Source organism: Stenotrophomonas sp. AB1(2024) (assembly GCF_037482345.1).
Classification (GTDB): Bacteria; Pseudomonadota; Gammaproteobacteria; order Xanthomonadales; family Xanthomonadaceae; genus Stenotrophomonas.
This window is the reverse complement of sequence record NZ_JBBHKO020000001.1, coordinates 1075851-1101355: the sequence shown is the minus strand read 5'-3', so window position 1 is coordinate 1101355 and position 25505 is coordinate 1075851. Positions and strand designations below refer to the sequence as shown.

Annotated in this window: 21 protein-coding genes; 12 read left to right on the top strand and 9 right to left on the bottom strand. The window is 66.5% G+C overall.

The genetic code is table 11. The annotated features are described in order from the left end of the window. Positions 1–105 precede the first annotated feature (105 nt). Together WIX41_RS05215 and WIX41_RS05210 are read right to left on the bottom strand one after the other, a co-directional pair. Positions 106–705 carry a YczE/YyaS/YitT family protein gene (locus WIX41_RS05215; RefSeq protein WP_339446076.1) on the bottom strand — a complete coding sequence of 200 codons (600 nt, stop codon included), beginning with the start codon at positions 703–705 and terminating at the stop codon, positions 106–108. 108 nt (positions 706–813) lie between these two features. After that, positions 814–1839, bottom strand: a complete 1026-nt coding sequence (locus WIX41_RS05210; RefSeq protein ID WP_339446075.1) for a zinc-binding alcohol dehydrogenase family protein — start codon at positions 1837–1839, stop codon at positions 814–816. Between the two features lie 383 nt (positions 1840–2222). Here WIX41_RS05210 and WIX41_RS05205 point away from each other — a divergent pair, with 383 nt between their 5' ends. The 4 genes from WIX41_RS05205 to WIX41_RS05190 all read left to right on the top strand — a co-directional run bounded on the left by WIX41_RS05205 (position 2223) and on the right by WIX41_RS05190 (position 5308). Further along, positions 2223–3317: an OmpA family protein gene (locus WIX41_RS05205; protein WP_339446074.1), complete on the top strand. Its 1095-nt coding sequence runs from the start codon at positions 2223–2225 to the stop codon at positions 3315–3317. Between the two features lie 179 nt (positions 3318–3496). Beyond that, positions 3497–4021, top strand: a complete 525-nt coding sequence (locus WIX41_RS05200; RefSeq protein ID WP_339446073.1) for a hypothetical protein — start codon at positions 3497–3499, stop codon at positions 4019–4021. A 19-nt stretch (positions 4022–4040) separates the two neighbouring features. Next, a complete protein-coding gene (locus WIX41_RS05195; RefSeq protein WP_409187325.1) occupies positions 4041–4880 on the top strand; it encodes a pseudouridine synthase in 840 nt (279 codons plus the stop codon). 86 nt (positions 4881–4966) lie between these two features. Beyond that, positions 4967–5308, top strand: coding sequence for a hypothetical protein (locus WIX41_RS05190; RefSeq protein ID WP_339446071.1), 342 nt, complete (start codon positions 4967–4969; stop codon positions 5306–5308). Between the two features lie 60 nt (positions 5309–5368). Here WIX41_RS05190 and kbl read toward each other — a convergent pair whose 3' ends face one another. Then, positions 5369–6580 (bottom strand): glycine C-acetyltransferase, encoded by a 1212-nt coding sequence (gene kbl / locus WIX41_RS05185; RefSeq protein ID WP_339446070.1) that lies wholly within the window; start codon positions 6578–6580, stop codon positions 5369–5371. 193 nt (positions 6581–6773) lie between these two features. Here kbl and WIX41_RS05180 point away from each other — a divergent pair, with 193 nt between their 5' ends. Beyond that, entirely contained in the window at positions 6774–7475 is a 702-nt protein-coding gene (locus WIX41_RS05180; RefSeq protein ID WP_339446069.1) for a TorF family putative porin, read from the top strand. 136 nt (positions 7476–7611) lie between these two features. Here WIX41_RS05180 and tdh read toward each other — a convergent pair whose 3' ends face one another. Then, complete coding sequence (tdh, locus tag WIX41_RS05175) at positions 7612–8634, bottom strand: L-threonine 3-dehydrogenase (protein ID WP_214900403.1); 1023 nt, start codon at positions 8632–8634, stop codon at positions 7612–7614. A 189-nt stretch (positions 8635–8823) separates the two neighbouring features. Here tdh and WIX41_RS05170 point away from each other — a divergent pair, with 189 nt between their 5' ends. From WIX41_RS05170 to WIX41_RS05140, 7 genes are all read left to right on the top strand, one after another. Next, on the top strand, positions 8824–10989 hold the full coding sequence (locus WIX41_RS05170; protein WP_339446068.1) for a S46 family peptidase: 2166 nt from the start codon (positions 8824–8826) through the stop codon (positions 10987–10989). A gap of 614 nt (positions 10990–11603) precedes the next feature. Next, positions 11604–12248 (top strand): histidine phosphatase family protein, encoded by a 645-nt coding sequence (locus WIX41_RS05165; protein WP_339446067.1) that lies wholly within the window; start codon positions 11604–11606, stop codon positions 12246–12248. 89 nt (positions 12249–12337) lie between these two features. After that, a complete protein-coding gene (gene folC / locus WIX41_RS05160; protein ID WP_339446066.1) occupies positions 12338–13612 on the top strand; it encodes a bifunctional tetrahydrofolate synthase/dihydrofolate synthase in 1275 nt (424 codons plus the stop codon). Positions 13613–13713: 101 nt separating this feature from the next. Next, positions 13714–14721, top strand: a complete 1008-nt coding sequence (locus WIX41_RS05155) for an SPOR domain-containing protein (protein WP_339446065.1) — start codon at positions 13714–13716, stop codon at positions 14719–14721. Between the two features lie 15 nt (positions 14722–14736). Further along, complete coding sequence (locus tag WIX41_RS05150) at positions 14737–15534, top strand: CvpA family protein (protein ID WP_339446064.1); 798 nt, start codon at positions 14737–14739, stop codon at positions 15532–15534. Between the two features lie 29 nt (positions 15535–15563). Continuing rightward, entirely contained in the window at positions 15564–17030 is a 1467-nt protein-coding gene (gene purF, locus WIX41_RS05145; protein WP_339446063.1) for an amidophosphoribosyltransferase, read from the top strand. Between the two features lie 72 nt (positions 17031–17102). Beyond that, positions 17103–17903 (top strand): ferritin-like domain-containing protein, encoded by an 801-nt coding sequence (locus WIX41_RS05140; RefSeq protein WP_409187455.1) that lies wholly within the window; start codon positions 17103–17105, stop codon positions 17901–17903. 165 nt (positions 17904–18068) lie between these two features. Here WIX41_RS05140 and WIX41_RS05135 read toward each other — a convergent pair whose 3' ends face one another. From WIX41_RS05135 to WIX41_RS05115, 5 genes are all read right to left on the bottom strand, one after another. Then, positions 18069–19556, bottom strand: coding sequence for a phospholipase effector Tle1 domain-containing protein (locus WIX41_RS05135; RefSeq protein ID WP_339446061.1), 1488 nt, complete (start codon positions 19554–19556; stop codon positions 18069–18071). Between the two features lie 83 nt (positions 19557–19639). After that, entirely contained in the window at positions 19640–20380 is a 741-nt protein-coding gene (gene lpxH, locus WIX41_RS05130; RefSeq protein ID WP_339446060.1) for a UDP-2,3-diacylglucosamine diphosphatase, read from the bottom strand. A 57-nt stretch (positions 20381–20437) separates the two neighbouring features. Next, complete coding sequence (locus WIX41_RS05125; RefSeq protein ID WP_339446059.1) at positions 20438–20977, bottom strand: phosphatase PAP2 family protein; 540 nt, start codon at positions 20975–20977, stop codon at positions 20438–20440. Then, complete coding sequence (locus WIX41_RS05120; protein WP_339446058.1) at positions 20958–22094, bottom strand: glycosyltransferase family 4 protein; 1137 nt, start codon at positions 22092–22094, stop codon at positions 20958–20960. The genes WIX41_RS05125 and WIX41_RS05120 overlap by 20 nt, the downstream gene beginning before the upstream one ends. A 146-nt stretch (positions 22095–22240) precedes the next feature. Then, entirely contained in the window at positions 22241–25159 is a 2919-nt protein-coding gene (locus tag WIX41_RS05115) for a TonB-dependent receptor domain-containing protein (RefSeq protein ID WP_339446057.1), read from the bottom strand. Positions 25160–25505 lie beyond the last annotated feature (346 nt).

The following is a 25505-nucleotide window of genomic DNA, read 5'->3' as shown; positions in this document are numbered from 1 at the left end:
AGGGGGGAGGAGAGCCCCCTGAGTCAGGGGGCGGCGCCGAAGGCGCGGAGGTATGGGAAGGGGGGTAAGACGGGCCCCATGCTTTGCGCAGCAAAGCGTGGGGCGTCAGCGCGCATGCGCTGGCGTGTCCACGAACAGGGGGAGGGTATAGCCGCACAGGGGGCCGATCAGCAGGGCGAAGGCGAGGGTGCCCAGGCCGACGTTGCCGCCCAGCTGCCAGCCGATGACCAGCACGGTGCCTTCGATCAGGCTGCGCACCAGCCAGATCGGCCAGCCGGTGCGGGCGTGGAGGCCAGTCATCAGGCCGTCGCGCGGGCCCGGCCCGAAACGGGCGCCGATGTAGAGGCCGGTGGCGACCGCCACAAGAAACAGCCCCAGCACGAACATCGGGATCTGCCACACCAGCCCGTGCACCTCCGGCAGCAGCCACAGGCCGAATTGTGCGCTCGGGCCGATCAGCAGTACGTTCAATACCGTGCCCAGGCCCGGTTTCTGCCGGATCGGCCACCACAACAGCAGCACCAGCGCGCCGATCACATTGGTGGCCGCGCCGAACGACAGCGGGGTCTGCAGCGCGATGCCCTGGGAGAGCACATCCCACGGCGCCACGCCGATCGCGGCGCGGATCATTACCGCAGCGCCCATGCCGTAAAGGAACAGGCCGATCAGCAATTGCAGCAGGCGCAGGGGCAGCGAGGTGGGCATGGCGGTGTCATCGGGCAGGGCGTTTGACTGTAGGCCGCGCGCTGGCGCGCCGACAGATACAGATGCGCACGAATGCGCGCGCGCACGGCATGCCATGCGCCCTGGCGTTCACTCCCAGCCGGACAACACCAGCTTGCCGGTGACCCCGCCGCCTTCGAGCAGGCGATGCGCTTCACGCAGGTTGGCGGCATTGATGCTGCCCAGCGAGGTGCGCGCGGTGCTGCGCAGCTCACCGGCGTCGATCAGGCTGGCCACCCGGCTCAGAATGCGGTGTTGTTCGACCATGTCGGCGGTCTGGAAGCGCGACCGCGCGAACATGAACTCCCAATGGATGCCGATGCATTTGGCTTTGTACGGATCGCCGATGCGCAACGGCCCACGCGGTTCCACGATCAGGCCCACATGCCCCTGCGGTGCCAGCAGGTCGCCCAGCACGTCCCAATAATGGTCGGTGTCGGCCAGATTCAGCGCCACCTCGACCTGCGCGATGCCCAGCGCCTGCAGTTGCGCCGGCAGCGGTTGGCGATGGTCCACCACGTGATCGGCGCCCATCCGGCGGCACCATTCGGCCGAATCTTCACGTGAGGCCGTGGCCACCACGGTGAAGCCCGCGTGCCGCGCCAGCTGGATCGCGATGGAGCCCACGCCACCTGCGCCGCCGATGACCAGCAGCGTCTGGCCGCTGTGGCGGCGATCGTCGAAATGTAGCGGCATGCGTTCAAACAACAGTTCCCACGCGGTCAGCACCGTCAACGGCAGTGCCGCAGCTTCGGCGAAATCCAGCGTGGTCGGCTTGCGCCCCACCACGCGCTCATCCACCCACTGCCATTGCGCGTTGCTGCCCGATCGCGTCACGTCGCCGGCGTAATACACCTCGTCGCCCGGTGCGAACGCCGTAACCTGCGCGCCCACGGCTTTAACTGTGCCGGAAGCGTCATAGCCAAGGATGCGCGGTGGCGATACTTCACCGGCGCGCGGCGCACGCTGTTTGGTATCGACCGGATTGACGGAAACAGCATGGACGCGCACCAACAGGTCCCTTCCCTGAGGGGCACCAGGTTCAGGAAGCTCGATGTCACGCAGTGAACCGGGGTCGTCGATGGGCAGGTAGTGAGTGAGGCCTACGGCTTTCATGGCGGCTCCTGTGGAGGTGAACACCTTCATCATAAGGTCGCTTTTGAACCTGTTTCTGGGCTGAATAACGCCATGCGGCAAACGGCATCAAATACTGCATCAAATACTGTGGCGAACCCCTGAAAACTCTGGGAGAGTGCCGAAAACCCTTGCCATTGTTGGGCCTTGCAGAAGTTCACCAACCTGTATAGGGTGCGTCCAGCTGGACCCGGTGGAGGTCTGGTGGTCGTCTTCACATGTTACGTGACCGTTAACATCACCTTCACTCTCCTGAGCATAATGTTCGCGGCGGTGGCGTGCTGAATCGGCAGTCTGAAAATGACGCAGTAGTGCTGGCCCATGCCTCTACCGGTTTCATACCCCCGAAATAGGAGCTGTACTCAATGAACAAGAAGATCCTCACTGCCGCGCTGCTGGGCGGCCTGGCTTTCGCCCAGGCAGCCTCGGCGCAGGATTTTGATGACCGCTGGTACCTGACCGGTTCGACCGGCTTCAACTTCCAGGATAGCGACCGTCTGACCAACGACGCTCCGTTCGTTACCCTGGGTCTCGGTAAGTTCATCAGCCCCAACTGGTCGCTGGACGGTGAGCTGAACTACCAGAACCCGAACTTCGACGACAACCAGGACCTGAACTGGAGCCAGTACGGCGCGTCGATCGACCTGCGCCGCCACTTCATCTCCGAAGGCCGTGGCTGGAACCCGTACCTGCTGATGGGTCTGGGCTACCAGAAGTCGGAAGAAGAGTTCGACAACTTCCCGTCGCCGAACAGCCCGGGTGAGCGCAAGGACGGCAACTTCGCCGCCAAGCTCGGCGTCGGCCTGCAGACCACCTTCGAAAAGCGCGTTGCAGTCCGTGCCGAAGTGGCCTACCGCGGTGACTTCGACGACAAGAGCGTTGCTGCCCGTGACGAAAGCTGGTTCGGCGACGTGCTGGCCTCGGTCGGCGTCGTGATCCCGCTGGGACCGGCTCCGGTTGCCGCCGTCGCGGCTCCGCCGCCGGCTGCCCCGAGCTGCGCAGACCTGGATGACGACGGTGACGGCGTCAACAACTGCGACGACAAGTGCCCGGATTCGCAGCCGGGTCAGACCATCGGTCCGGACGGTTGCCCGGTTCCGGTCTCCATCGACCTGAAGGGCGTGAACTTCGACTTCGACAAGTCGAACCTGCGTCCGGACGCCGTGGCGATCCTGGGTGAAGCTGCCCAGATCCTGACCCGTTACCCGGACCTGAAGGTCGAAGTCGCTGGTCACACCGACTCCAAGGGTACCGAAGAGTACAACCAGAAGCTGTCCGAGCGCCGTGCTACCGCGGTGTACAACTACCTGACCCAGAACGGCGTTGACGCCGCTCGTCTGGTGGGCCCGATCGGTTACGGCGAGAGCCGCCCGATTGCGCCGAACACCAACCCGGATGGTTCGGACAACCCGGAAGGTCGTGCGAAGAACCGTCGTACCGAGCTGAACGTCCAGAACTAAGCCTTCTGGTAGTACAGCCTCAGGACAGGGCCCGGCATTGCCGGGCCCTGTTTTTTTGTGCGGAATGCATGAAATCGGCAGCAATTCCAATACGTTGGCGTATTCATTGAATGTGGGATATTGAAAGCCGTTGTGGCGCTGTTAAACTCGGCGCGTCGACCCTCTTCTGGAAGCATCCCATGCTGCGTATTGCACTGGCCGCCGCACTTGGCCTGGCCCTGGTTCCCACCGCCTACGCAGCCGTGGATTGCTCGGCAACGGCCACCAGCGTCAAGCCGCTGCCGCTGCCGGCCACCGCGATCTCCCCGGTGGCGTCCGAGCTGTACATCCGCAACGTGCAGCTGGGCATGCCTGCTGGCGTGCTGACCTCCAATTTCGACCAGCAGCAGTCGTTGGACCGCGTGCTGCAGCGCCTGCGCATCGACGGCTGCCAGAACATCGCCAAGGCGATGCCCGGCGCCCCGGCGATCAAGCCGAACGATCCGGCCGCGTACAAGCCGCAGACCGAGTTCGACAACACGCCGTGGCGCTTCGACATGAGCCAGAACGGCAAGCGCATGACTGCCGAAGAATTCGATGCCTGGATGAAGGCGCGCGGCGTGCGCGTGGTCAAGGCGCGTCCGGTGCCGGCCGCCGCTGTCGCACCGGCAGCAGTACCTGCCGCCGACGCACCGGCTGAAACCAAGCCGGGCGGCAAGAAGTAAGACACGTGCGCGGCGCCCAATGACGTCCCGTCGCCCCCCCGCCGCGCCAACGACCCGACCGCGCCGCGACCTGCGGCGTGCGTCCGCTCCCGCCAGATCCGCCCCCAGATCCACCGACGCACCGCGCCACGGGCTGGCGCGGGTGCTGTCCAAGGCCGGGCTGTGCTCGCGTACCGAAGCGGCGCGCTGGATCGGCGAGGGCCGGGTGACGGTCGATGGCCGCACCATCAACAACCCCGAATTTCCGATCATCGACGGCCGCCACGTGGTCCGCGTCGATGGCCAGCCGCTGGACGCACCGCGGCGGCTGCACATCGTGCTCAACAAGCCGCGCGGCCTGGTCACCACCGCGCAGGACGAGCGCGGCCGCGACACCGTGTATCGCTGCTTCGACGGAGCGGGGCTGCCCTGGCTGGCGCCGGTCGGGCGGCTGGACAAGGCCAGCGAAGGCCTGCTGTTGTTCAGCAACGACCCGCAGTGGGCCGCGCAGCTGACCGACCCCGCTACCGGACCGGACAAGACCTATCACGTGCAGATCGATGCCATCCCCGATGCCGCGCAGCTGGCCGCGCTGTGCACGGGAGTGGATGACGCCGGTGAATTCCTGCGCGCGCGCCAGGCGCGGCTGCTGCGCAGCGGCGACAAGACGGCCTGGCTGGAGGTGGTGCTCGAAGAAGGGCGCAACCGCCATATCCGCCGGCTGCTGGCCGCCTTCGACATCAATGTGCTGCGCCTGGTGCGCGTGGGCATTGGCCGGCTGCCGCTGGGCACGCTGGCCAAGGGCGCCTGGCGCGAACTGGAGCCGCACGAACTGGAACTGCTGACCGCCACGGCCGACGATGCCGTGGCCGGGACATGAGATCACCGCCTGCCGCCAGGCGGACACGACACCGGGCAATGGATGGCCTGCCAACGCGATTGCGTCCACTACCGGGAGTTAATGCCATGCACGCCCACCCCTTCACCCGTTCCCTGCTGCGCAGCGCCTGGCTGCTGCTACCGGCAGCGCTGCTGAGCGCCTGTGGCGGCCACAAAGAGGTGGCCAAGGCCACCCCGCCGGTGACCGACAAGATCGTGGAGATCCGGCCGTCCGAGCGCGACGGCCGGGGCGCCTTCCGCTTCCACATGAGCAATGGCGACAAGCGCATGAGCGCCGACGAGTTCGATGCGTGGATGAAGGCCAACGGCATCCGCGTGGCCAAGGGCAACCCGAATGCGGCCCCGGCGGCCAAGCCGGTCGTGGTGGCGAGCAAGGACGACGGCAAGGGCAAAAAGAAAAAGAAATGACGCGCGGTGCGCGTCATTCCGGATGTTGCATCGTGAACGTCAGCGGGGCAGAGCCCCGCTCTACGCTTTGATGACGCCGAGCTCCAGGCCAATGCGGGTGAACGCATCAATGGCGCGGTCCAGGTGCTGGCGGGTGTGCGCGGCGCTGATCTGGGTGCGGATGCGCGCCTGGCCCTTGGGTACCACGGGGAAGAAGAAGCCGATCGCGTAGATGCCTTCCTCGAGCAGGCGTTCGGCGAACTTCTGCGCCAGCGGCGCGTCGTACAGCATCACCGGACTGATCGGGTGCACACCCGGCTTCACGTCGAAGCCGGCGGCGGTCATTTTCTGGCGGAAGTAGGCGGTGTTCTCGGCCAGGGTGGTGCGCAGGTCGTCGGCGGCGGCCAGCATGTCGAAGGCCTTGATGCCCGCAGCGACCACGTGCGGCGGCAGCGAGTTGGAGAACAGGTACGGGCGTGAGCGCTGGCGCAACAGCTCGATCACTTCGGCGCTGGCGGTGGTGAAGCCGCCCAGCGCACCGCCCATCGCTTTGCCCAGGGTGCCGGTGATGATGTCGATCTTCTCCAGCACGCCTTTGACTTCGGCCGAGCCGCGGCCGGTGGCGCCCAGGAAGCCGGTGGCGTGGCATTCGTCGATGTGGACCAGCGCGTTGTACTTCTTCGCCAGCGCGGTGATTTCATCCAGTGGGGCGATGAAGCCGTCCATCGAGAACACGCCGTCGGTGGTGATCAGCTTGGTACGGCAGCCGGCGGCATCGGCCGCCTGCAGCTGGGCTTCCAGGTCGGCCATGTCGCAGTTGGCGTAGCGGAAGCGCTTGGCCTTGCACAGGCGCACGCCGTCGATGATCGAGGCGTGGTTGAGTGCGTCGGAGATGATCGCGTCGTTCTCGCCCAGCAGCGGCTCGAACAGGCCGCCGTTGGCGTCGAAGCAGGCCGCGTACAGGATGGTGTCCTGCTTGCCGAAGAAGCCGGCGATCTGCTGCTCCAGCTGCTTGTGCAGGTCCTGGGTGCCGCAGATGAAGCGCACCGAGGCCATGCCGAAGCCGTGGCTGTCCAGCGCATCCTTGGCCGCCTGGATCAGGTCCGGGTGGTCGGCCAGGCCCAGGTAGTTGTTGGCGCAGAAGTTCAGCACCGTGCGGCCGTCGTCCAGGGTGATCTCGGCCGACTGCGGGCTGGTGATGACGCGCTCGGATTTGAACAGGCCCTGGGCGCGGATGGCCTCCAGTTCCTCAACAAAGTGCTGGGTGAGCGGGGCGGTCGGGGCGTCGGTCATGGCAGGCGGTCATCGGCACGGGAAAACCGGGATTTTACAGGCCGCCGCCTGCCACAGGGCGACTGCGGCCGCCGGCCGTCAGCGGCCGGTGCGGAAGTGCTTGCGCACGGGATTGTTGCATCGCAATATCAATCAGGTTAAAAAACTGTAAACCCGCGCTGCATCCGCCCCCCACGTCCCGGAGAGACCCCGCATGAAACACGCCACGCGCTGTACCGCCGCTGCTGTGCTCTGCGCCGCCTTGCTTGCCTCGTTTGCCGCCAGTGCCCAGGACGAGGCCGAATCGCCGTTCAGCTGGAACGTCACCGGCGTGTCCGACTACGTGTTCCGTGGCGTCTCGCAGACCGATGAAGACCCGACCGTGCAGGCCGGCTTCACCTACACCTCGCCGGTGGGCCTGTACGCCGGTGTCTGGGGTTCGGGCGTGGACTTCGGCGATGGCGGCCCGGATGCCGAAGTCGATTACTTCATCGGCTACGGCGTGGATGTCACCGGGAACGTCAACTTCGACGTGATGCTCAACCACTACAGCTACCCCGGTTCGAGCGAGCTTGCCTATACCGAGCTGATCACCAAGACCAGCTTCGCCGAGCACTACAACGTGACCGTGGCCTACACCAACGATGTCTGGAACACCGACACCGATGGCTGGTACTTCGCCGCCGGCACCGAATGGGCGCTTCCGCAGGACTTCGTGCTGACCGCCAACGTCGGCCGCAACACGTTCAAGGATGAGGTCGCCAAGGACTACACCGACTGGAACATCGGCGTGAACCGCACCTGGGGCCTGTTCACGCTGGGCCTGGGCTACTACGGCACCGACGGCAACGGCCGCGACAATTCCGGCAAGCTGGCCGACAACCGCGTCGTTTTCACCGTGGCCGTAGGCCAATAAGCCGTGGGCTATTGATGGGTAGCGCCGGCCGTTGGCCGGCCCATGCACGACCCAACGAAAAAGGCACCCATCGGGTGCCTTTTTCTTGCCTGCGGAGGGTCGGCCAACGGCCGGCGCGACCGCATCCCGGTGACGCTCAATTCCAGCTGAGGACCACCTTGCCGGCCTTGCCCTGTTCCATCAGGTCGAAGCCCTTCTGGAACTCGTCGATCGGCAGCTGGTGGGTCATCACCTTGCCGAGCGGGAAGCCGGACAGCACCAGCTGGGTCATCTTGTACCAGGTCTCGTACATCTTGCGGCCGTAGATGCCCTGCACGGTCAAACCCTTGAAGATGATCTTGTCCCAGTCGCAGCCGGCGCCCCTGGGCATGATGCCGAGCATGGCGATCTTGCCGCCGTGGTACATGCAGTCGAGCATGTCGTTGAACGCACGCGGGTTGCCGCTCATTTCCAGGCCCACGTCGAAGCCCTCCATGTGCAGTTCCTTCATCACGTCCTTGAGCGAGGTGTTGGCGACGTTGACCACGCGGGTGGCACCCATGTCGGCGGCCAGCTTCAGGCGGAAGTCGTTGACGTCGGTCACCACCACGTTGCGCGCACCGATGTGCTTGCAGATGCCGGCGGCGATGATGCCGATCGGGCCCGCGCCGGTGATCAGCACGTCTTCGCCGATCACGTCGAATTCCAGCGCGCAGTGCGCGGCATTGCCGTAGGGGTCGAAGAAGGCGGCCAGCTCGGACGGGATCTGGTCGGGGATCGGCCACAGGTTGCTGGCCGGCATCACCATGTACTCGGCGAAGGCGCCGTTGACGTTCACGCCGATGCCCACGGTGTTCGGGCACAGGTGCGGACGGCCGCCGCGGCAGTTGCGGCAGTGGCCGCAGACGATGTGGCCTTCGGCCGACACGCGCTGGCCGATTTCGTAGCCGGTCACGCCCGGGCCGATCCCGGCGATGCGGCCGACGAACTCATGGCCGATGGTCAGGCCCGGCTTGATCGTGCGCTGGCTCCACTCGTCCCACAGGTAGATGTGCAGGTCGGTACCGCAGATGGCGGTCTTCTCCAGCTTGATCAGGACCTCGTTCGGACCCGGCACCGGCACCGGCACTTCTTCGAGCCAGATGCCCTTGGCGGCTTCACGCTTGACCAGGGCCTTCATTGTTTGCTGCGCCATCGGGGTGGAACTCGTCTGGGGGAAAGCGGAATTATAGGGCCCGCGGGGAGTTTTCCATGTTGCGGCGCCGTACCTGCCGGTAGCGCCGGCCGTTGGCCGGCCCCATGACCTCCGGGGGCGGGAAGGGCGTCAGGTTGCCGGTACACTCGGCGGTTCTTTCTTCTGGGGCCGCTCATGCGCTCGAACCTGCTTGCTTTCTCCGTCGTCGCCAGCCTTGGGCTGGTCCAGGCCGCCCATGCCGCTGAAGGCATGTGGGTGCCGCAACAGCTGCCGGAGATCGCCGGGCCACTCAAGCAGGCCGGCCTGAAGCTGTCCCCCGAACAGATCTCGGACTTGACCGGCGACCCGATGGGCGCGGTGGTGGCGCTGGGGGGCTGCACCGCCAGCTTCGTCTCGCCGCAGGGCCTGGTGGTGACCAACCACCATTGCGCCTACGGTGCGATCCAGCTCAATTCCACCGCCGAGAAGAACCTGATCAAGGACGGCTTCAATGCGCCGACCCTGAAGGATGAGCTGAGCGCCGGCCCGAACGCGCGCGTGTTCGTGCTCGACCAGATCACCGACGTCACCGACCAGGCCAAGGCCGCCATCGCCGCCGCCGGCCAGGACCCGCTGGCCCGCGCCCGCGCGCTGGAAGCCTTCGACAAGGCGCAGACCGCCGCGTGCGAGGCCGACGCCGGCTTCCGCTGCCGCCTGTACAGCTTCTCCGGCGGCAACACCTACCGCCTGTTCCGCAACATGGAAATCAAGGACGTGCGCCTGGTCTACGCACCCCCGGGCAGCGTCGGCAAGTTCGGCGGCGACGTCGACAACTGGATGTGGCCGCGCCACACCGGCGATTTCTCCTTCTACCGCGCCTACGTGGGCAAGGACGGCACGCCGGCTGCCTTCTCGGCCGACAACGTGCCCTACCAGCCGAAGCATTTCCTGACGTTCGCCGACCAGCCGCTGGGCGCCGACGACTTCGTGATGGTGGCCGGCTACCCGGGCCGCACCAACCGCTACGCGCTGGCCGGTGAATTCAACGAAACCGCCGGCTGGACCTATCCGACCACCGCCCGCCACTACAACGCGGTGCTGGCGCTGATCGACAAGGCCGGCAAGGCCGATGCGGACGTGAAGGTGAAGTACGCCGCCACCGCCGCCAGCATGAACAACGTGACCAAGAACTACGCCGGCCAGCTGGAAGGCTTCAAGCGCATCGACGCGGCCGGCCAGAAGCAGGCCGAAGAAGCGGCCGTGCTGGCCTGGCTGAAGAAGCAGGGCGCGGCCGGCAAGCCGGCGCTGGCCGCGCACGCGCAGTTGACCCAGCACCTGGACACCAGCAAGGCAACCCGCGAACGTGACCTGTTCGTCGGCCAGTTCAACAACACCGCCGCCGTGGGCGCCGCGCTGGCCTTGTATCGACTGTCGATCGAGCGCGCCAAGCCCGATGCCGAGCGTGAGGCGGGCTACCAGGACCGCGACCTGCCGACCATCGAAGGCAACCTGCGCCAGATGGATCGACGCTACGTGGCGAAGATGGACCAGCAGTTCCAGCAGTACTGGTTGAACCAGTACGTGGCCCTGCCGCCGGCCCAGCGCACCAATGAGGTGCTGAACCAGTGGCTGGCCGGCAGTGATGCCGCCGCCGTGGACGGCCTGGTCAATAAGCTGTCAGGGACGAAGCTGGGCAGCCTGGACGAGCGCCTGACCTGGTTCAAGGCCGACCGTGCGGCCTTCGAGGCCAGTGCCGATCCGGTCATCCAGTACGCCGTGGCGACCATGCCGGCCTTGCTGCAGCAGGAAGAGCAGAAGAAGACCCGCGAAGGCGAATCGCTGCTGGCCCGCCCGGCCTACCTGCAGGCCGTGGCCGACTACAAGAAGAGCAAGGGCGAAGTCGTCTACCCGGACGCCAACCTGTCGCTGCGCATCACCTTCGGCAACGTCATGGGCTATGGCAAGGACGGGGTGAACTACACCCCGTTCACCACGCTGGAAGGCGTGGCGGCCAAGGAAACCGACGAAGACCCGTTCGATTCGCCCAAGGCCCTGCTGGATGCGGTCAAGGCCAAGCGCTACGGCGGTCTGGAAGACAAGCGCGTGGGCTCGGTGCCGGTGAACTTCCTCTCCAACCTGGACATCACCGGCGGCAACTCCGGTTCGCCGGTGCTGGATGCGCACGGCAAGCTGGTCGGTCTGGCCTTCGACGGCAACTGGGAATCGGTCAGCTCCAACTGGGTGTTCGACCCGGTCATGACCCGCATGATCGCGGTAGACAGCCGCTACATGCAGTGGATCATGCAGGAAGTGGCGCCGGCCCCGCAGCTGCTCAAAGAGCTGAACCTCACGGGTAGGTAATGCAAGGGACGGCGTAGCCGTTCCTAACGTCGCTAGCCGACGGCCCGAAGGGGGCCCACCCAAGGTGGGCATACCGTTGGTCGTTAACCGGTTAAAAAACCCCGCGGCAATGCCGCGGGGTTTTTTGCGCGCTGGATCAAACGCGGCTGCCGGTGAATCGAGCGCCGGGGCGGCACACCCTTTCCAGCGAATGTCCCCCGGCGTCGGCCGGAGGCCGACACCTCCTCCTTTACTTCGCCTCCAAGGGTATGCCGCCCCGGCGCTCGATTCACCGGCGTTGCACCGTGACGTCCGCTTTTCCCTGCCAACCGCAAGCCGAGCCCCGCCGCGGCCGGTAGGTCCCTGGCAAAGTAAAGGAGGAGGGGGCGGCCGCAGGCCGACGCCGGGGGACATTTGCATAGGGGCCTGCCGGCCGCGGCGGGGCCCCACACGCTCGCGATGAACCTGATCGAAGACCCTGCACCAAGCTTCCAAGGCCCTCGAAATGAGACGCTTCACTCCGACGGGAGAAGAACCTTTTGTTTGGCAAGGTATGATGGCCGTTCCCCCACGATCGTTCACATCACGTGAACGATTGCGACTGTTCTCCTCTCCCCCAAGGACCTCTAGTTCGCATGCGCATCCTGCTTGCCCGTCACGGCGAAACCCCCTGGAATGCCGAAGGCCGTTACCAGGGCCAGATCGATATCCCGTTGTCGCCGATCGGCGAAGCCCAGGCCCAGGCCCTGGGTGAACGCCTGAAGTCGGTGGACATCACCCGTGCCGTCGCCTCGCCGCTGTCGCGCGCGCAGCGCACCGCGCAGCTGGCCCTCGGTGCCGGCCGCGCCGACATGCTGCTGACCGAACCGGACCTGCAGGAAATCGCCCACGGTGAATGGGAAGGCCTGCTGGCCAGCGAAATCAACGAAAAAGACCCCTCGCGCCTGCAGGCCTGGCGCGACGAGCCCGATACCGTGCTGATGCCCGGCGGCGAATCGCTGCGGTTGGTGCTGGACCGCAGCTGGCGCGGCCTGGCCCGCGCCGCTGAAGGCCTGGGTGAGCACGACACGCTGCTGGTGGTCGCCCATGACGCGGTCAACCGGGTGATCCTGTGCCGGATCCTGGGCCTGCCGTTGTCGCGGCTGTGGACCTTCCGCCAGGCCCCGACCACGCTCAACCTGCTCGAAGGCGCCGACCTGGACAGCCTGGAAGTGGTGCGGTTGAACGACTGTGCGCACCACACGCCGTTTTTTGGTGAAGCGAAGCATCGGGCGTTGTGATTCTTCCTGAGGTTGCCGACTGACAGTCGGCACTACACGTCGGCCGCTACCTCGAATTCACTGTTCCGCTATTGCCACGATTTATTGCCATGACTAGTACCCGCCCGCACTCACTTGCCGACTGGCTCAGCTACATCGAGCAGCAGCACCCGGCCACCATCGACATGGGGCTGGAGCGCGTGCGTGCGGTAGCCACCGCCATGGGCCTGGCCCAGCCGGCGCCGCACACCATCGTGGTGGGCGGCACCAACGGCAAGGGCTCCACGGTGGCCTTCATCGAGGCGATCGCGCGGGCGGCAGGCTGGAAAGTGGGCGCCTATACCTCGCCGCACCTGCTGCAGTACAACGAGCGCGTGCGTATCGAGGGTGAGGACGTTTCCGACGATGCCCTTGTCGCCGCCTTCAATGCCATCGAAGACGCACGCGGCAGTACCACACTGACCTATTTCGAGTACGGCACGCTGGCCGCGCTGTACCTGTTCGCGCAGGCCGGGCTCGACCTGGCCGTACTGGAAGTGGGGCTCGGCGGCCGCCTGGATGCGGTCAACATCGTCGATGCGGACGTTGCGGTGATCACCACCGTGGACATCGACCATGCCGACTGGCTGGGTGAGGACCGCGAAGCGATCGGCGTGGAGAAGGCCGGCATCATCCGTGGCTGGAAGCCGGTGATCCTGGGCGAGACCGATCCACCGTCCAGCGTGCTGGCGCGCGCCTACCTGCTGGGCGCCAACGCGATTCGAGGGGGCAGCGATTTCTTCGCCGACGTCATCGATGGCCAGCACTGGTGCTGGCGTGACGTGGGCTTCCGTATCGAATTGCCGATGCCGGCGCTGCGCGGGCCGATCCAGCTGCGCAATGCGGCCTCCGCCATTGCTGCACTGCGCGCGCTGGACAAGCCGCTGCCGCGTACGGCCATCGTCGATGGCGTGGCCCGGGCCCACATCCGCGGCCGATTGCAGGCGTTCGAACGTGATGGCGTGGAGGTGCTGGTCGATGTCGGCCACAACCCACAGGCTGCGCGCGAGCTGGCCGCTGCATTGAAGGCAGCGCCGATCACCGGGCGCACCGTGGCCGTGTTCGCCGCGCTGCAGGACAAGGATGCCGCTGGCGTGGTCGAAGCGCTGTCCGACCACGTCGATGCCTGGCACCTGGCCGGACTGGAAGGCGCCCGCGCACAGACCGCGGCGGCATTGCAGGCGCGCCTGGCCGGCACCGCTGCAGCCGGTGCGTCCCCCCATGCCGATGTGGGCACGGCGCTGCAGCAGGCGCTGGCCGCAGCCAGCGCCGGCGACCGCGTGCTGGTCGTCGGTTCCTTCCATACCGCCGCGCAGGCCTTGCTGTGGCTGGAAAACGCCCGCTGAAGCGGGCAGCAAGCGACAACGTTCAGCCGTCTTCGACGCCGCACCCGCGTGCGCCCGTATAATCGCCGTGGCATTCCGCCGCGCCGCCCTGCCTGCCTTCCGTGGATACTCCTCTGAAACAGCGACTGATTGGTGCCATCGTCCTGGTGGCGTTGGCCGTGATTTTCCTGCCCATGCTGGTCAAGGGTCCTGCCCCCGACAGTGGCGTGGCCAACGTGCCGCTCAGCGCGCCCGACGCGCCGGCTGACGGCCAGTTCCAGACCCGTGAGCTGCCGCTGGTCGCCCCTACCGGTGGCGCCACGGGTCTGCAGAGCGGGGTCTCCACCACCCAGCCACTGCAGGACGCGGCCGCTCCAGCCGAAGCGGCTGTTGCCGATACCTCGCCCGCCGTTGCCGCCGGCAACTATGCCGTCAGCTTTGGCGCCTACGGCAGCCAGGCCGATGCCAATGCGGTGATCGCGTTCCTGAAGAAGGCCCAGCTGCCGGGCTTCAGCGAACCGGCCACGATCAACGGCCGCCAGGCCTGGCGCGTGCGCGTCGGCCCGTACGCCGATCGCGCCCAAGCCGAAGCGGCACGCCTGGAAGCGGTCAAGGTCCGTAATGACGTCAAGGCCGAAGTGGTGACCCTGGACGCACGCGCCGACAGCGCCGTGGCCGCCGCCCCGGCCCCGCCAAGCGCCACCAGCGCTGCGGCCGCAGCGGCAACGGCCACGGTCAAGACCGAAACGCTGCCGCCCGAACCCATGGCTGCCGCAAAGCCCGCACCGAAGCCTGAAGCCCCCAGACCGGAGCCGAAGCCGGCCGCGTCCAAGCCCGAACCCGCCACTGCGGCCGCCAAGCCCGTGGCAGTGCCGACCGCGCCGGCCGCCAGCAGCGTCGGTTTTGCCGTGCAGCTGGGTGCATTCGGCCAGGCCACCGAAGCCAATGCGCTGCGCGACAAGGTGCGCGCCGCCGGCTTCAGCGCCTTCGTGGAGCAGGTACGCACCGACAAGGGCACGCTCAACCGCGTGCGCGTCGGCCCGGTCGCCAATCGTGCCGAGGCGGAGAACCTCAAGGCCCAGGTTGCGTCCAAGGTCGGCGTGGCCGGCATGGTCCGGCCGCATCCCTGATGCGGCCGCCCGCACATGATTGATTTCGTGCTGCTGGCGGTGATCGGCATCTCGACCCTGCTCGGGGTGATGCGCGGTTTCGTCAGCATCGTCATCAGCACCTTCTCGTGGCTGCTGGGCGGCTGGGCCGCGCTGATGTTCGGGCGCAGTGCCGCCGCGTGGTGGTCGGCTCCGGCCGCGCCGGGCACCGGCCACTATTTCGCCGGCTACCTCACCGTGTTCCTGCTGGTGATGGTCTCGGTCTGGGCAATCGGCCTGGTGATCCGTCAGGCCGTGCGTTCGACCAGCCTGAACGGCGCCGACCGCATGCTGGGCGCCGGCCTGGGCCTGGCCCGGGGCGGCCTGATCGCTTGTGCGCTGCTGCTGCTGGGTTCGTACACACCGCTGACCCGCGAGGCGACGTGGCGCGACTCGCACCTGCGCGCGATGCTCGCCCCCGGGGTGGGCTGGATGCAGGCCAAGATGCCGCGCATGCCGGACCTGCCGCAGATGCCCAACCTGAAGGACATGAAGGGCCTGCAGGGCATGCCGATGGCGCTGCCGGAGGTGAACATGGCGCAACTGCCCATCGGGGAGTTGGGCAAGCCGGGCGCGACAGGCGATAATGGCGTACTTGGCCAGTTGCTGGGTGGGCGCGGATGGCCGCGACCGCTGGATGAGACCCCGCAGCAGGCGGTGGACCCCGCCGATGTGTGGGCCAACCAGGCACGGCCAGGCTCCCCCCAGACCATCGACCCGGCGCTCGTGCGCCCGGACGACACCGCTCCGGCACGGAACGGTTCCCCCGGCCAGGCACGGCCACCTTCACAGTAGATGGGCCCAGCCCAGCGGAGATTCGCACCATGTGTGGCATCGTCGGTATTGTCGGCAACCAGAACGTCGCCGGGCAGTTGTATGACGGCCTGACCGTCCTCCAGCATCGTGGCCAGGACGCGGCAGGCATTGCCACCGCCGACGGCACCCGGCTGCGCGTGCAGAAGGCCAACGGTCTGGTACGCGATGTGTTCGACGCCAAGACCATGTCCACCCTGGAAGGCCGCGTCGGTATCGCCCATGTGCGCTACCCGACCGCCGGTTCGGAAGGCATGGACGAGGCGCAGCCGTTCTACGTCAATTCGCCCTACGGCATCGCGCTGGCCCACAACGGCAACCTGATCAACACCGAGGCGCTGCGCCAGCAGGTGTTCGAACAGGACCGCCGCAACGTCAACACCGATTCGGACAGCGAAGTGCTGCTGAACGTGTTCGCCTTCGAACTGGACGCGCAGCGCCAGCTGACCCCGGAAGCGGCGATCCGCGCCGTGGCCGGCGTGCACCGCCGCTGCAAGGGCGGCTATGCGGTGATCAGCGTGGTGCTGGGCCTGGGCCTGGTCGCCTTCCGCGACCCGCACGGCATCCGCCCGCTGGTGCTGGGCAAGCGCGCCCACGCCGAAGGCGATGAATACATCGTGGCCTCCGAATCCGCGGCGCTGGACGTGCTGGGCTTCCAGCGCGTGCGCGATGTGCGCCCGGGCGAAGCGCTGGTGATCACCGCGCGCGGCGAGCTGTTCTCCGAAGTGTGCGCCGAGCCGGCCGAACACAGCCCGTGCATCTTCGAATACGTGTACTTCGCGCGCCCCGATTCGATGATCGACAACGTGTCGGTGCACAAGGCGCGCATGCGCATGGGTATCAAGCTGGGCGAGAAGATCCTGCGCCTGCGCCCGGACCACGACATCGACACCATCATTCCGATCCCGGACACCTCGCGCGACGCTGCGCTGGAAATCTCCAACGTGCTCGGGGTGAAGTACCGCGAAGGCTTCATCAAGAACCGCTACATCGGTCGTACCTTCATCATGCCGGGGCAGGGTGAGCGGGTGAAGTCGGTACGCCGCAAGCTCAATCCGATCCACCTGGAGTTCCGCAACCGCGTGGTGCTGCTGGTGGACGATTCGATCGTGCGCGGCACCACCAGCCAGCAGATCGTGCAGATGGCGCGCGACGCCGGTGCGCGCAAGGTGTACCTGGCCAGCGCCGCGCCGCCGGTGCGTTACCCCAACATCTATGGCATCGACATGCCGGCGGCCGAAGAACTGGTCGCGCACAACCGCAGCGTGGAAGAAATCGAAGCGCACCTGGGCTGCGACTGGTTGATCTACCAGGACATCGAGGACATGGAAGCGGCGGTGCGCGAAGGCAACCCGGAGCTGAAGTCCTTCGATTCCTCGTGCTTCAACGGCGTCTACCCGACCGGGATCGAGCCGGGCTATTTCGAGCGCATCCAGCAGCTGCGTTCGGACGATGCCAAGCACAAGCGCCGCGCCTGAGGCCTGCCGGTGAGCGCGACGTTGCCGCCGGACGAGGCGGCCGGTGACCTGTTGCGCGCGGCGCAGCAGTGCATGGCCGAGGCGGACCCGCTACGCAAGGTGGCGCTGACCCAGCAGTACGCGGCGCAGTTCCGCGCGGGGCAGTTGAAGGTGCGCGCGGATGCGCCGCCGCCGGAATCGATTCGCATGCCGGGGCGGCCGCCGCAGCTGCAGCTGGTGCATCCGCGTGATGTACCTCGGCGCGGGTTGGGCAACGCCGAAGGGCGTGCGGCGTTCATCCATGCCATCGCGCATATCGAACTCAATGCGATCGACCTGGCCTGGGATGCGGTGTACCGCTTCCGTGGGCTGCCGGCGTCGTTCCATGCCGATTGGGTGGGGGTGGCCGACGATGAGTCGCGGCACTTCCTGCTGCTGCATGGTCGGTTGCAGGCGCACGGCCACGACTACGGCGATTTTGCCGCGCACAACGGGCTGTGGGAGATGTGCGAGAAGACCGCGCACGACGGCCTGTCGCGGATGGCGCTGGTGCCGCGGGTGCTGGAGGCGCGGGGACTGGATGTCACCCCGGGGATGATCACCAAGCTGCGTTCGGCCAATGACCACGCCACGGCCGATGTGTTGGAGATCATCCTGCGCGAGGAAGTGGCGCATGTGGCTGCGGGGACGCGCTGGTATCGCTGGTATTGCGAGCGTGCCGGTGTCGAGCCTCGCGCACGTTTCATCGCGCTGTTGAAGGAATATGCCAACGGGTTTCTATATGGTCCGTTCAATCTTGAGGCGCGGTTGTTGGCTGGCTTCGAGCAGGACGAGTTGGCGGACCTGATCGAACAGGCTGGTCGTACCGGCCCCGCATCGCAATCGGCGGGATAACCGTGCCGTTGTGCCGGGCGTTGCCCGGCTTCATGCATCCGGGCGAACAGCCGGTGGCCATCGGTTCTCTGGTTTGGCGGGGTCGAATCCCGATCGACTGCCGATAACGGTGAAACGTTCGGTGGCGCATGAAAACAATCGACGTCCACGAAACGCAAAACCCCGTTAAACGTTCCGCAGCACCACCCGCTTCCCGTCTTCCGTAGGCCGGTTGATGTAAAACAATCCCGGCCCCGGCCGGTACGGCAATTCGCGCGTTGCATCGTCGGCCGCATACAACAATGCGGTGTCGCCGAGCGCATCGAAATTCCAATGCGCTGATTGCATCAGGTAACGCTGTCGCAACAGCAGTTCCTGCGCTGCATCGAGCGCTTGGCCTGCCACCAGGCGTGCGGCAATGGGCTTCAGCTCATCCGGCAACGCCATCGCCGGATCCGCATCCGGCGTGCGTGCCCACATTACGCCGGCGGCTGCCGCGCGCTGGTGGATGAGCCGCAGTGCGACCAGCTGGTAGCGCCAGTCGATCTCGCGTTTGAGCACCACTGCGGCATGCGCGAACAGCACCCACTGCGGCAGCACGCTGTCGCTGCCGGCCACGCGCATCTGCTGCCAGCGATGCCATACGTCGACCCAGACGTTGTCTTCGCCCAGGCCCAGTGCGGCCTGCCATCGCCGGCAGGCGTCCTGCGCGCGCGCGTAGACCTGGGTGCTGCGCAGCAGGGCCAGTGGCGGCGTGGTGGTGTCGGGCACGTCGTGGGTGCGGATGCGCTGGCCCTGCGGGCGGGTGAGTAGTTTTGGCCCTTCGATGCGCTGGTCGTAGCCGCCGCCGATGTTGGCGTGCACGCCGGGCAACGCGATCTCTTCGTGTTCGGGCGCGACGGAGGTCAGTGCAAAGTAGTGGCGGTGCTCGTCGCGCGCTGTGACCTGGACCACCTTGTCGGCGCAGCCGGCGGGCAGGTTGACGTGGGGCAGTTCGTCGCGCTGGCGTGCGTCGATCGCGACCACGGTGTCGAACAGGCCGACGAAGCGCACCGGGCCGATCGCAGGGGCGGATGGCAGTGTCCAGCCGGTGCGGCGCAGCTGTTCCTGCAGCCAGAGGCGGCCGTCGGGGGCGTTGAGCCGGTTGATCGCATCGCGCGCCGAGGCGGCGCCGCGCGAGAAGCCGAACAGGTCCAGCCGCACGTCGGTCAGCGTATGTGGCGGCAGGCCATGGGCGAGCGCGCGCAGTGCCTCGGGCAGTCGAACATCCAGCGCGCGGTGGACCTTGGCGTTCACCCCGCTGGGTCCGATGCCGAAGGCCAGCCCCATCAGGTCGTCGTCCTTGCCGGTGCGGGTGCCGGCACCTTCGATGTAGATCGCCAGCGACAGCCGGCCGGGCGTGGCGGGGGAGGTCCGGCGGTGGTCGGGGTACAGCGCATGCAGCCGTGCGATGTTGGTCAGGCCGTTGCTGAAACTGCTGGTCAGGCGGCTCTGGTAGGGCGAGGCGTCATCGGCCAGTACCGCAGATGCCGGCGGACGCGGCGCCGGGGTGGTGCTGCCGGGCGGGCGCGAGGCGTGCAGCAGGTTGTCGGCGTTGTTGCGGGTGCCGTCGAAGAACAGGCCGATCTGCAGCGTGACCGGCACGATGATGGTCGGAGTGGACTGCCCTGCCATGGCGTCGGTTCCCCTGTTGATGCGGCACCAAGGTAGCGTGAAAACGACACCGACGCGATGCAACCGAACCGCTGTGGCTGCCTTTACGCCAATGAATCCAGCGTCCAGCCCTGTGGGGTGACGCGCAGCACCGACCCCTGTTCGTACCAGTCGCCCAGCACGATGCGCGTGCACGTACGCCCGCCAGCCTGCAGGCTGTGGATCGCCGGGCGGTGGGTATGGCCATGGATCATCGTGTCCACGCCGTGGCGCACGAAGGTGGCGGTCACCTCATCGGGGGCGACGTCGGTGACGGTCTCGAACGTGGCGCGGTCGCCCTGCTTCATTTCGGACTGGCGCGCCTGGCTGGCATCGCGCGCCTTCTGCGCGAAGGCGATGCGCGCGGCCAGCGGCTGGGCCAGGAACTGGGCCTGGAACACCGGGTCGCGGGTCTGCGCGCGGAACTGCTGGTAGGCCACATCGTCGGTGCACAGCAGGTCGCCGTGCTGCAGCAGCACCGGCGTGCCGTACAGGTCGATCACGCTCGGGTCGGGCAGGATGCGGAAGCCGGCGCGGCGTGCGTAGTCTTCGCCGACCAGGAAATCGCGGTTGCCGCGGATGAAGTACACCGGCACGCCGGCGGCGGCGACTGTCTTGAGTGCATCGGCCACCGCATCGGCGGCAGGCGAGGGGGTGTCATCGCCGATCCAGGCCTCGAACAGGTCGCCCAGGATGTACAGGGCATCGGCCTGCATCGCTTCGCGGCGCAGGAAGGCCAGGAAGAGGTCGGTGATGGCTGGACGGCTCGGGTCCAGATGCAGATCGGAGATGAACAGCGTGGTCATGCCCACATTGTATTAGGTCGCGCGACCAACGCCATCGTCCGCGTCCGGTACACACCGTCAAACCGGCAACGGCAACCATTGCAGGCTCGCCCCGGCCAACGCGGTGGCAATTGCCGTGGCCGCCAGCACATCACTGGGGTAATGCAGCCCCAGCACCACCCGCGATACCCCCACCGCCGCCGTGAACGGCACCAGCACCGGCGCCAGCCACGGGTAGTAGGCCAAGGCCACGATGGTGAACGACACCGCATGCAGGGTGTGCCCGGAGGGGAAACTGAATTCGTCCAGCGGCGCCACCCAGGCGCGGATGCGCAGGTCGGCCGCGTAGGGGCGGGGGCGCCGGGTCCAGCGCTTCAGACCCTTGTACAGCAGCAGCGCCATCAACCCGGTGGCGGCCATGTGCAGCGAGGCGCGCAGGCCGTCGAAGCCATCCAGCAGCACCAGCGCGCCCATCAGCGCATACCAGAACACGCCGTCGCCCAGCCGGCTGACGACGGCAAAGGAGCGGCGTACGCGGCGATGCCGGCAGTAGTGGTTGGCGCGCCGGCACCAGCGGGTTTCGCGCCCGCGCAGGGCATCAAGCGGCGTGGTGCGCATGCGGCCTCCGGGCAGTGGCCAGTTCTGCAAGCAGGGCGTCGAATTCGGCGACTACCTGCTGCGGGTGCAGGCGCTTCATGGCCACGGCCGCATTCTGGCCCAGCCGTTCGCGCGTGGCATCGTCGCCGGCCAGGCGCATCGCCGCATCGACGAAAGCACTGTCATCGTCCACCGCCACGCCGGTTTCATCGGTGCGCAGGTGTTCGCGTGCCGCGCCGTAATCGAACGCCACCGTGGTCACGCCACTGGCCATCGCTTCCAGCGTGACATTGCCGAAGGTCTCGCTGCGGCTGGGGAACAGGAACAGGTCGCCGCTGGCGAAATGGCGGGCCAGCGCATCGCCGCGCTGCACGCCGCAGAAGATGAAGTCCGGGTTCTCATGGGCCAGCTTTTCGCGCGCCGGGCCATCGCCGACCCACACGAAGCGGGCCTTGGGGCGTACCTGCTGCAGCCGGCGGAACGCCTTCACCGCCAGTACCAGGTTCTTTTCCGCTGCAATGCGGCCGACGTAGATGGCTGCAAAGCCGGTGCCGTCGATACCCCATTCCTCGCGCAGCGCCGGGTCGCGCCGCTGTGGTTCGAACTGGCTGCTGTCCACCGCGCGCGCCAGCAGGCGCACCCGGTCGAAGCCCTGGCCGGTGAGAAACTGCTGCAGTTCCTGGGTGGGCACCAGGGTGGCATCGGCCTGGTTGTGGAAGCGCCGCATCCAGCGCAGGGCGGCGGCCTGCAACCAGGCCACGCCGTAGTCCGGCAGGTATTCGTCGAAGCGGGTATGGAAGCCGGTGGCGACCGGAATGCCCAGGCGCCGCGCGGTACGCAGCGCCGACCAGCCCAGCGGGCCTTCGGTGGCGATGTAGATGGCGTCCGGGCGCTGCTGCTGCCACTGCCGGGCCAGCCGCTTGGGCGCGGGCAGGCCGAAGCGCAGGCCGGGGTAGCGGGGCAGCCCGGCGCCCGGCACCAGCAGTGCGCCGCCGGCATCGGTGTCGTCGGCCTGGCGCGGGCGGACCAGGTCCACCTCATGCCCGGCCGCGCGCAGTCCCTGTTCCAGACCCTGCACGGTCAGGGCAACGCCGTTGACTTCCGGGGGATACGTTTCAGTGACGATGGCATAGCGCATGGCGGGCCTCCGGTTTGCACGCATGCTCGCCGCTGGCGATGTAGCCGACATGACATGGACATGACCGGCGCATGACGGCGGGCCGGGCACAAAAAAACCACGGCCCCGCAGGGCCGTGGTCATCGTGCATCACCCGCGCGGGGCGATCAGAAGCGCTGCTGGTACTTCATGTAGATGAAGCGGCCGATGTCATAACCGCCGTAGTACGAGAAGGCCGAGTTCGGCTTGCTGTACATGATCGGGCCCAGCTTGTCGAAGACATTGTTGGCACCGACCGACACGGTGGCTTCCCACGGCAGGCTGTAACGGAACTGCACGTCGTGGAAGGTGACCGAACCACGTTCGTTGTAGTTGCGCGACCCCTTGTACCAGGGGGCGAACTGGTTCGGATCCGAGCACTCTTCCGGGTACAGCGCGATGTTGGCGCACTGTTCCTTCACACCCGAGTAGTAACGGGCGGTCCAGCTCATGCCGAAGTTTTCCAGATCCCAGCCCAGCACCAGGTTGGAACGGACGCGGAAGCCGCTGCCGATGCCGTTGGTGGTGGTCGGGACGACGCTGGCGTCGTTGGTGGAGCGGTAGACGTTGCTGGACACGTAGGTGGTGGCCGAGTCCAGCGAGAGCTTGCCGAAGTCGGTATCCAGGCGGTAGTTCAGGTCCAGGTCGTAACCTTCCGTTTCCAGGAAACCGGCGTTGCGGTTGCCGAACTTCAGGTTGGTGACGATGCCGGTGATCGGATCGCGATCGAAGCGGCTGCAGCGCGCGTCGATGCCCTGCTCATAGCAGTCGATCAGGATCTGGCTGGGCGAATCGGAAATGATGGTGTTGTCGATGCGGATCTTCCACCAGTCCAGCGAGGCGTTGAAGTTCTGGATGAAGCCGGGGCTCCAGACCAGGCCCAGCGTCTTGCTCTTGGACGTTTCCGGGGTCAGCAGCGGGTTCGAGCCGGAGGTGAACGGCACCGGGGTGGCGTCGGTGGCCACGGTCACCGGCGTGCCGCCCTGGCGCAGCTGGCGGAAGGTGGCGGCATTGGCGATGTCACGCGAGCAACGGGCGCGGACTTCGGCGCTGCTGCGCGAGGCGCCGAACACGGTGTCGCACGGATCGCTGAACTGCGCGAAGGTTTCCGAACCGCCACCGAACAGGTCGTTGATGGTCGGCGAGCGGAAACCTTCTGCCCAGGTACCACGCACCATCAGCGAGTCGATCGGCTTCCACTTGAAGCCGAACTTGCTGTTGAGCGTGTTGCCGAAGGTGTCGTAGTCCGAGAAGCGGGTGGCGCCGTTGAAGGTCAGTTCCTTGGCGCCCGGCAGGTCGGCCAGCACCGGAACGTTGAGCTCCAGGTAGGCTTCGTTGACGGTGTAGTCGCCACCGGTCGGGCCGGAGGCCAGGTTGGTGGTGGCACCGGTCTGTGCCAGCGCATCGGGGGTGTACTTGCCTTCTTCCTTGCGGCTTTCAACGCCGAAGGCGAAGCCCAGGTCGCCGGCCGGCAGCGTCACGATGGAACCGGCGATGTTGGCGAAGAAGTTCTTGGAGGTGGTGCGGCCCTGGGTGGTTTCTTCCGGGAACAGCCACGCCTGCAGCTCTTCATTGCCGTACAGGCCGTTCGGCGCGGTGACGCCGTACGCCACCAGCGGGTTCCACGGCTTGCACACGTCCATCGAGATCGGCGCGGCGGCGGTACCGCACTGCACCTGCCCGGAGGCGTTGAGGAACGACGGACCCACGCCGCCGGCGACGCGCGCCTTGTGCAGGTTGCCGGTGGCCACCGATTCCAGCTCGTTGCGGTTGTACTGGTAGCCCGCTTCCCAGTCGAAGTAGCGCTCGCCGATGTCGAATGAACCATCGAACGAGGCGACCGCACGGTAGGTCTTCAGATTGCTGGTGGTAACGCGCGGGATTTCCCAGGTACGGCGGTTCCAGGCCACCGCAGTGGGCGTGGCATAGCCGTGCTGGTTGCCGAACGGGTTGAAGTAGCTGTCGATCGACATCGAGCCCACGCCAGCGGTGCTGGACTGCAGCGGGTAGCCGGCGATCTGGCGGGTCGACTCACGTTCGTTGTAGCCCAGCTCGGTGCGGAAGTTGACGCTGTCGGTGATCGCGAAGCGACCATCGAAATACACCGAATCGCGCTTGAGCGGATACATCACGTGCATCTGGTCGTTGGCGTTGCTCACATCACCGGTGAACGGCGTGGTGTCGGTGCGGTGGTAGTTGCCCGGCAGGGTCGGGTCCGAACCACGGTTGAGCGAGTAGCCGCAGCCGGCGGTGGCCGTGCAGCCCGGGCCGCGCAGGCCGGTGATCTGGCCGTACTGGCTGATGGTGGTCCAGTTGCTGGAATCCAGCGGGTGGCGGTCGGTCATGCCGAACTGGCTGAAGCCACGGTCGCGTGCCCACACACCCTTTTCTTCGGCGTGCTCGGCCGACAGGGTCAGCGAGATGCGGTCGTTGCTCCAACCGGCGACCACGTCGAAGCGGTCGCGGGCGCCATCGCCTTCGCTGTACTGGCCGTGGTAGACGTTGGCGGTGACGCCGGTGACGTTGCCGCGGGTGATGATGTTGACCACACCGGCCATCGCGTCCGAACCGTAGATGGCGGAGGCACCATCCTTCAGCACTTCGATGCGCTCGACAGCCGAGACCGGGAGGGTCGACACGTCCTGGTAACCGGACGTACTGATGCCCAGACGCTTGCCGTTGACCAGCACCAGCGTGCGCTGGGTGCCCAGGTTGCGCATGTCGATGTAGGTGCCGCCGGCATTTTCACCGGCCGTCAGCGCGTTGGCACGGCTGATCGTCGGGCTGCCCATGGCGGTGACGTTCTGCAGGATGTCGGCCACGGAACTGAAGCCCTGGCGCTCGATGTCGGTGCGGCTGATCGCAAACACCGGCTGTGCGGTTTCCACGTCCACCGTACGGATGCGCGAACCGGTGATCTCGATGCGGTCGAGGTTGGTGGTGTTCGGCGCGTCCTGTGCCATGGCCGGGGCGGCCACCAGGCCAGCGGTACCGGCGACCAGGGCACAGCGGATCGCTTGCCCAAGTACGTTGATGCGTGAAGTCATTAGGCTCTCTCTCTGGTTCGGAACTGAATCAAAAGAGGTCGACGGGGTCCCAAGGCCCCGCGTTCCTCGAAAACCAGCCCAAATGGACCGGTTACTCGATCTTAGTCCCAATCGTTAAGTCCATGTAAAGCTGTTTGCCAAAAAAACTTCACACATGCGTAACCAAAGAGATGAAAGTTAATGAAAATCAATGAATTGTGAAGGTTTTTGCTATCGGCGATGTGTATCCAGATATGTCGACATGTATCAATATGCTGCAATGCGGAATGAAAAATTCTGCGCACGCTTCCTGACAGAAGCATGGGGCGGGCCGTGCTTGGAGGGGCGTTTGGAGCCGCGAAAGCGG

What these genes read in the sequence shown, in the direction of transcription:
- purF (WP_339446063.1), top strand. Translation starts at nt 15,564, where the DNA reads ATGTGTGGCATCGTCGGTATTGTCGGCAACCAGAACGTCGCCGGGCAG.
- WIX41_RS05170 (WP_339446068.1), top strand. Translation starts at nt 8,824, where the DNA reads ATGCGCTCGAACCTGCTTGCTTTCTCCGTCGTCGCCAGCCTTGGGCTG.
- WIX41_RS05140 (WP_409187455.1), top strand. Translation starts at nt 17,103, where the DNA reads ATGGCCGAGGCGGACCCGCTACGCAAGGTGGCGCTGACCCAGCAGTAC.
- WIX41_RS05195 (WP_409187325.1), top strand. Translation starts at nt 4,041, where the DNA reads ATGACGTCCCGTCGCCCCCCCGCCGCGCCAACGACCCGACCGCGCCGC.
- WIX41_RS05120 (WP_339446058.1), bottom strand. Translation starts at nt 22,094, where the DNA reads ATGCGCTATGCCATCGTCACTGAAACGTATCCCCCGGAAGTCAACGGC.
- WIX41_RS05210 (WP_339446075.1), bottom strand. Translation starts at nt 1,839, where the DNA reads ATGAAAGCCGTAGGCCTCACTCACTACCTGCCCATCGACGACCCCGGT.
- WIX41_RS05165 (WP_339446067.1), top strand. Translation starts at nt 11,604, where the DNA reads ATGCGCATCCTGCTTGCCCGTCACGGCGAAACCCCCTGGAATGCCGAA.
- WIX41_RS05200 (WP_339446073.1), top strand. Translation starts at nt 3,497, where the DNA reads ATGCTGCGTATTGCACTGGCCGCCGCACTTGGCCTGGCCCTGGTTCCC.
- lpxH (WP_339446060.1), bottom strand. Translation starts at nt 20,380, where the DNA reads ATGACCACGCTGTTCATCTCCGATCTGCATCTGGACCCGAGCCGTCCA.
- WIX41_RS05125 (WP_339446059.1), bottom strand. Translation starts at nt 20,977, where the DNA reads ATGCGCACCACGCCGCTTGATGCCCTGCGCGGGCGCGAAACCCGCTGG.
- WIX41_RS05115 (WP_339446057.1), bottom strand. Translation starts at nt 25,159, where the DNA reads ATGACTTCACGCATCAACGTACTTGGGCAAGCGATCCGCTGTGCCCTG.
- tdh (WP_214900403.1), bottom strand. Translation starts at nt 8,634, where the DNA reads ATGAAGGCCCTGGTCAAGCGTGAAGCCGCCAAGGGCATCTGGCTCGAA.
- folC (WP_339446066.1), top strand. Translation starts at nt 12,338, where the DNA reads ATGACTAGTACCCGCCCGCACTCACTTGCCGACTGGCTCAGCTACATC.
- WIX41_RS05150 (WP_339446064.1), top strand. Translation starts at nt 14,737, where the DNA reads ATGATTGATTTCGTGCTGCTGGCGGTGATCGGCATCTCGACCCTGCTC.
- WIX41_RS05190 (WP_339446071.1), top strand. Translation starts at nt 4,967, where the DNA reads ATGCACGCCCACCCCTTCACCCGTTCCCTGCTGCGCAGCGCCTGGCTG.
- WIX41_RS05205 (WP_339446074.1), top strand. Translation starts at nt 2,223, where the DNA reads ATGAACAAGAAGATCCTCACTGCCGCGCTGCTGGGCGGCCTGGCTTTC.
- WIX41_RS05215 (WP_339446076.1), bottom strand. Translation starts at nt 705, where the DNA reads ATGCCCACCTCGCTGCCCCTGCGCCTGCTGCAATTGCTGATCGGCCTG.
- WIX41_RS05180 (WP_339446069.1), top strand. Translation starts at nt 6,774, where the DNA reads ATGAAACACGCCACGCGCTGTACCGCCGCTGCTGTGCTCTGCGCCGCC.
- kbl (WP_339446070.1), bottom strand. Translation starts at nt 6,580, where the DNA reads ATGACCGACGCCCCGACCGCCCCGCTCACCCAGCACTTTGTTGAGGAA.
- WIX41_RS05135 (WP_339446061.1), bottom strand. Translation starts at nt 19,556, where the DNA reads ATGGCAGGGCAGTCCACTCCGACCATCATCGTGCCGGTCACGCTGCAG.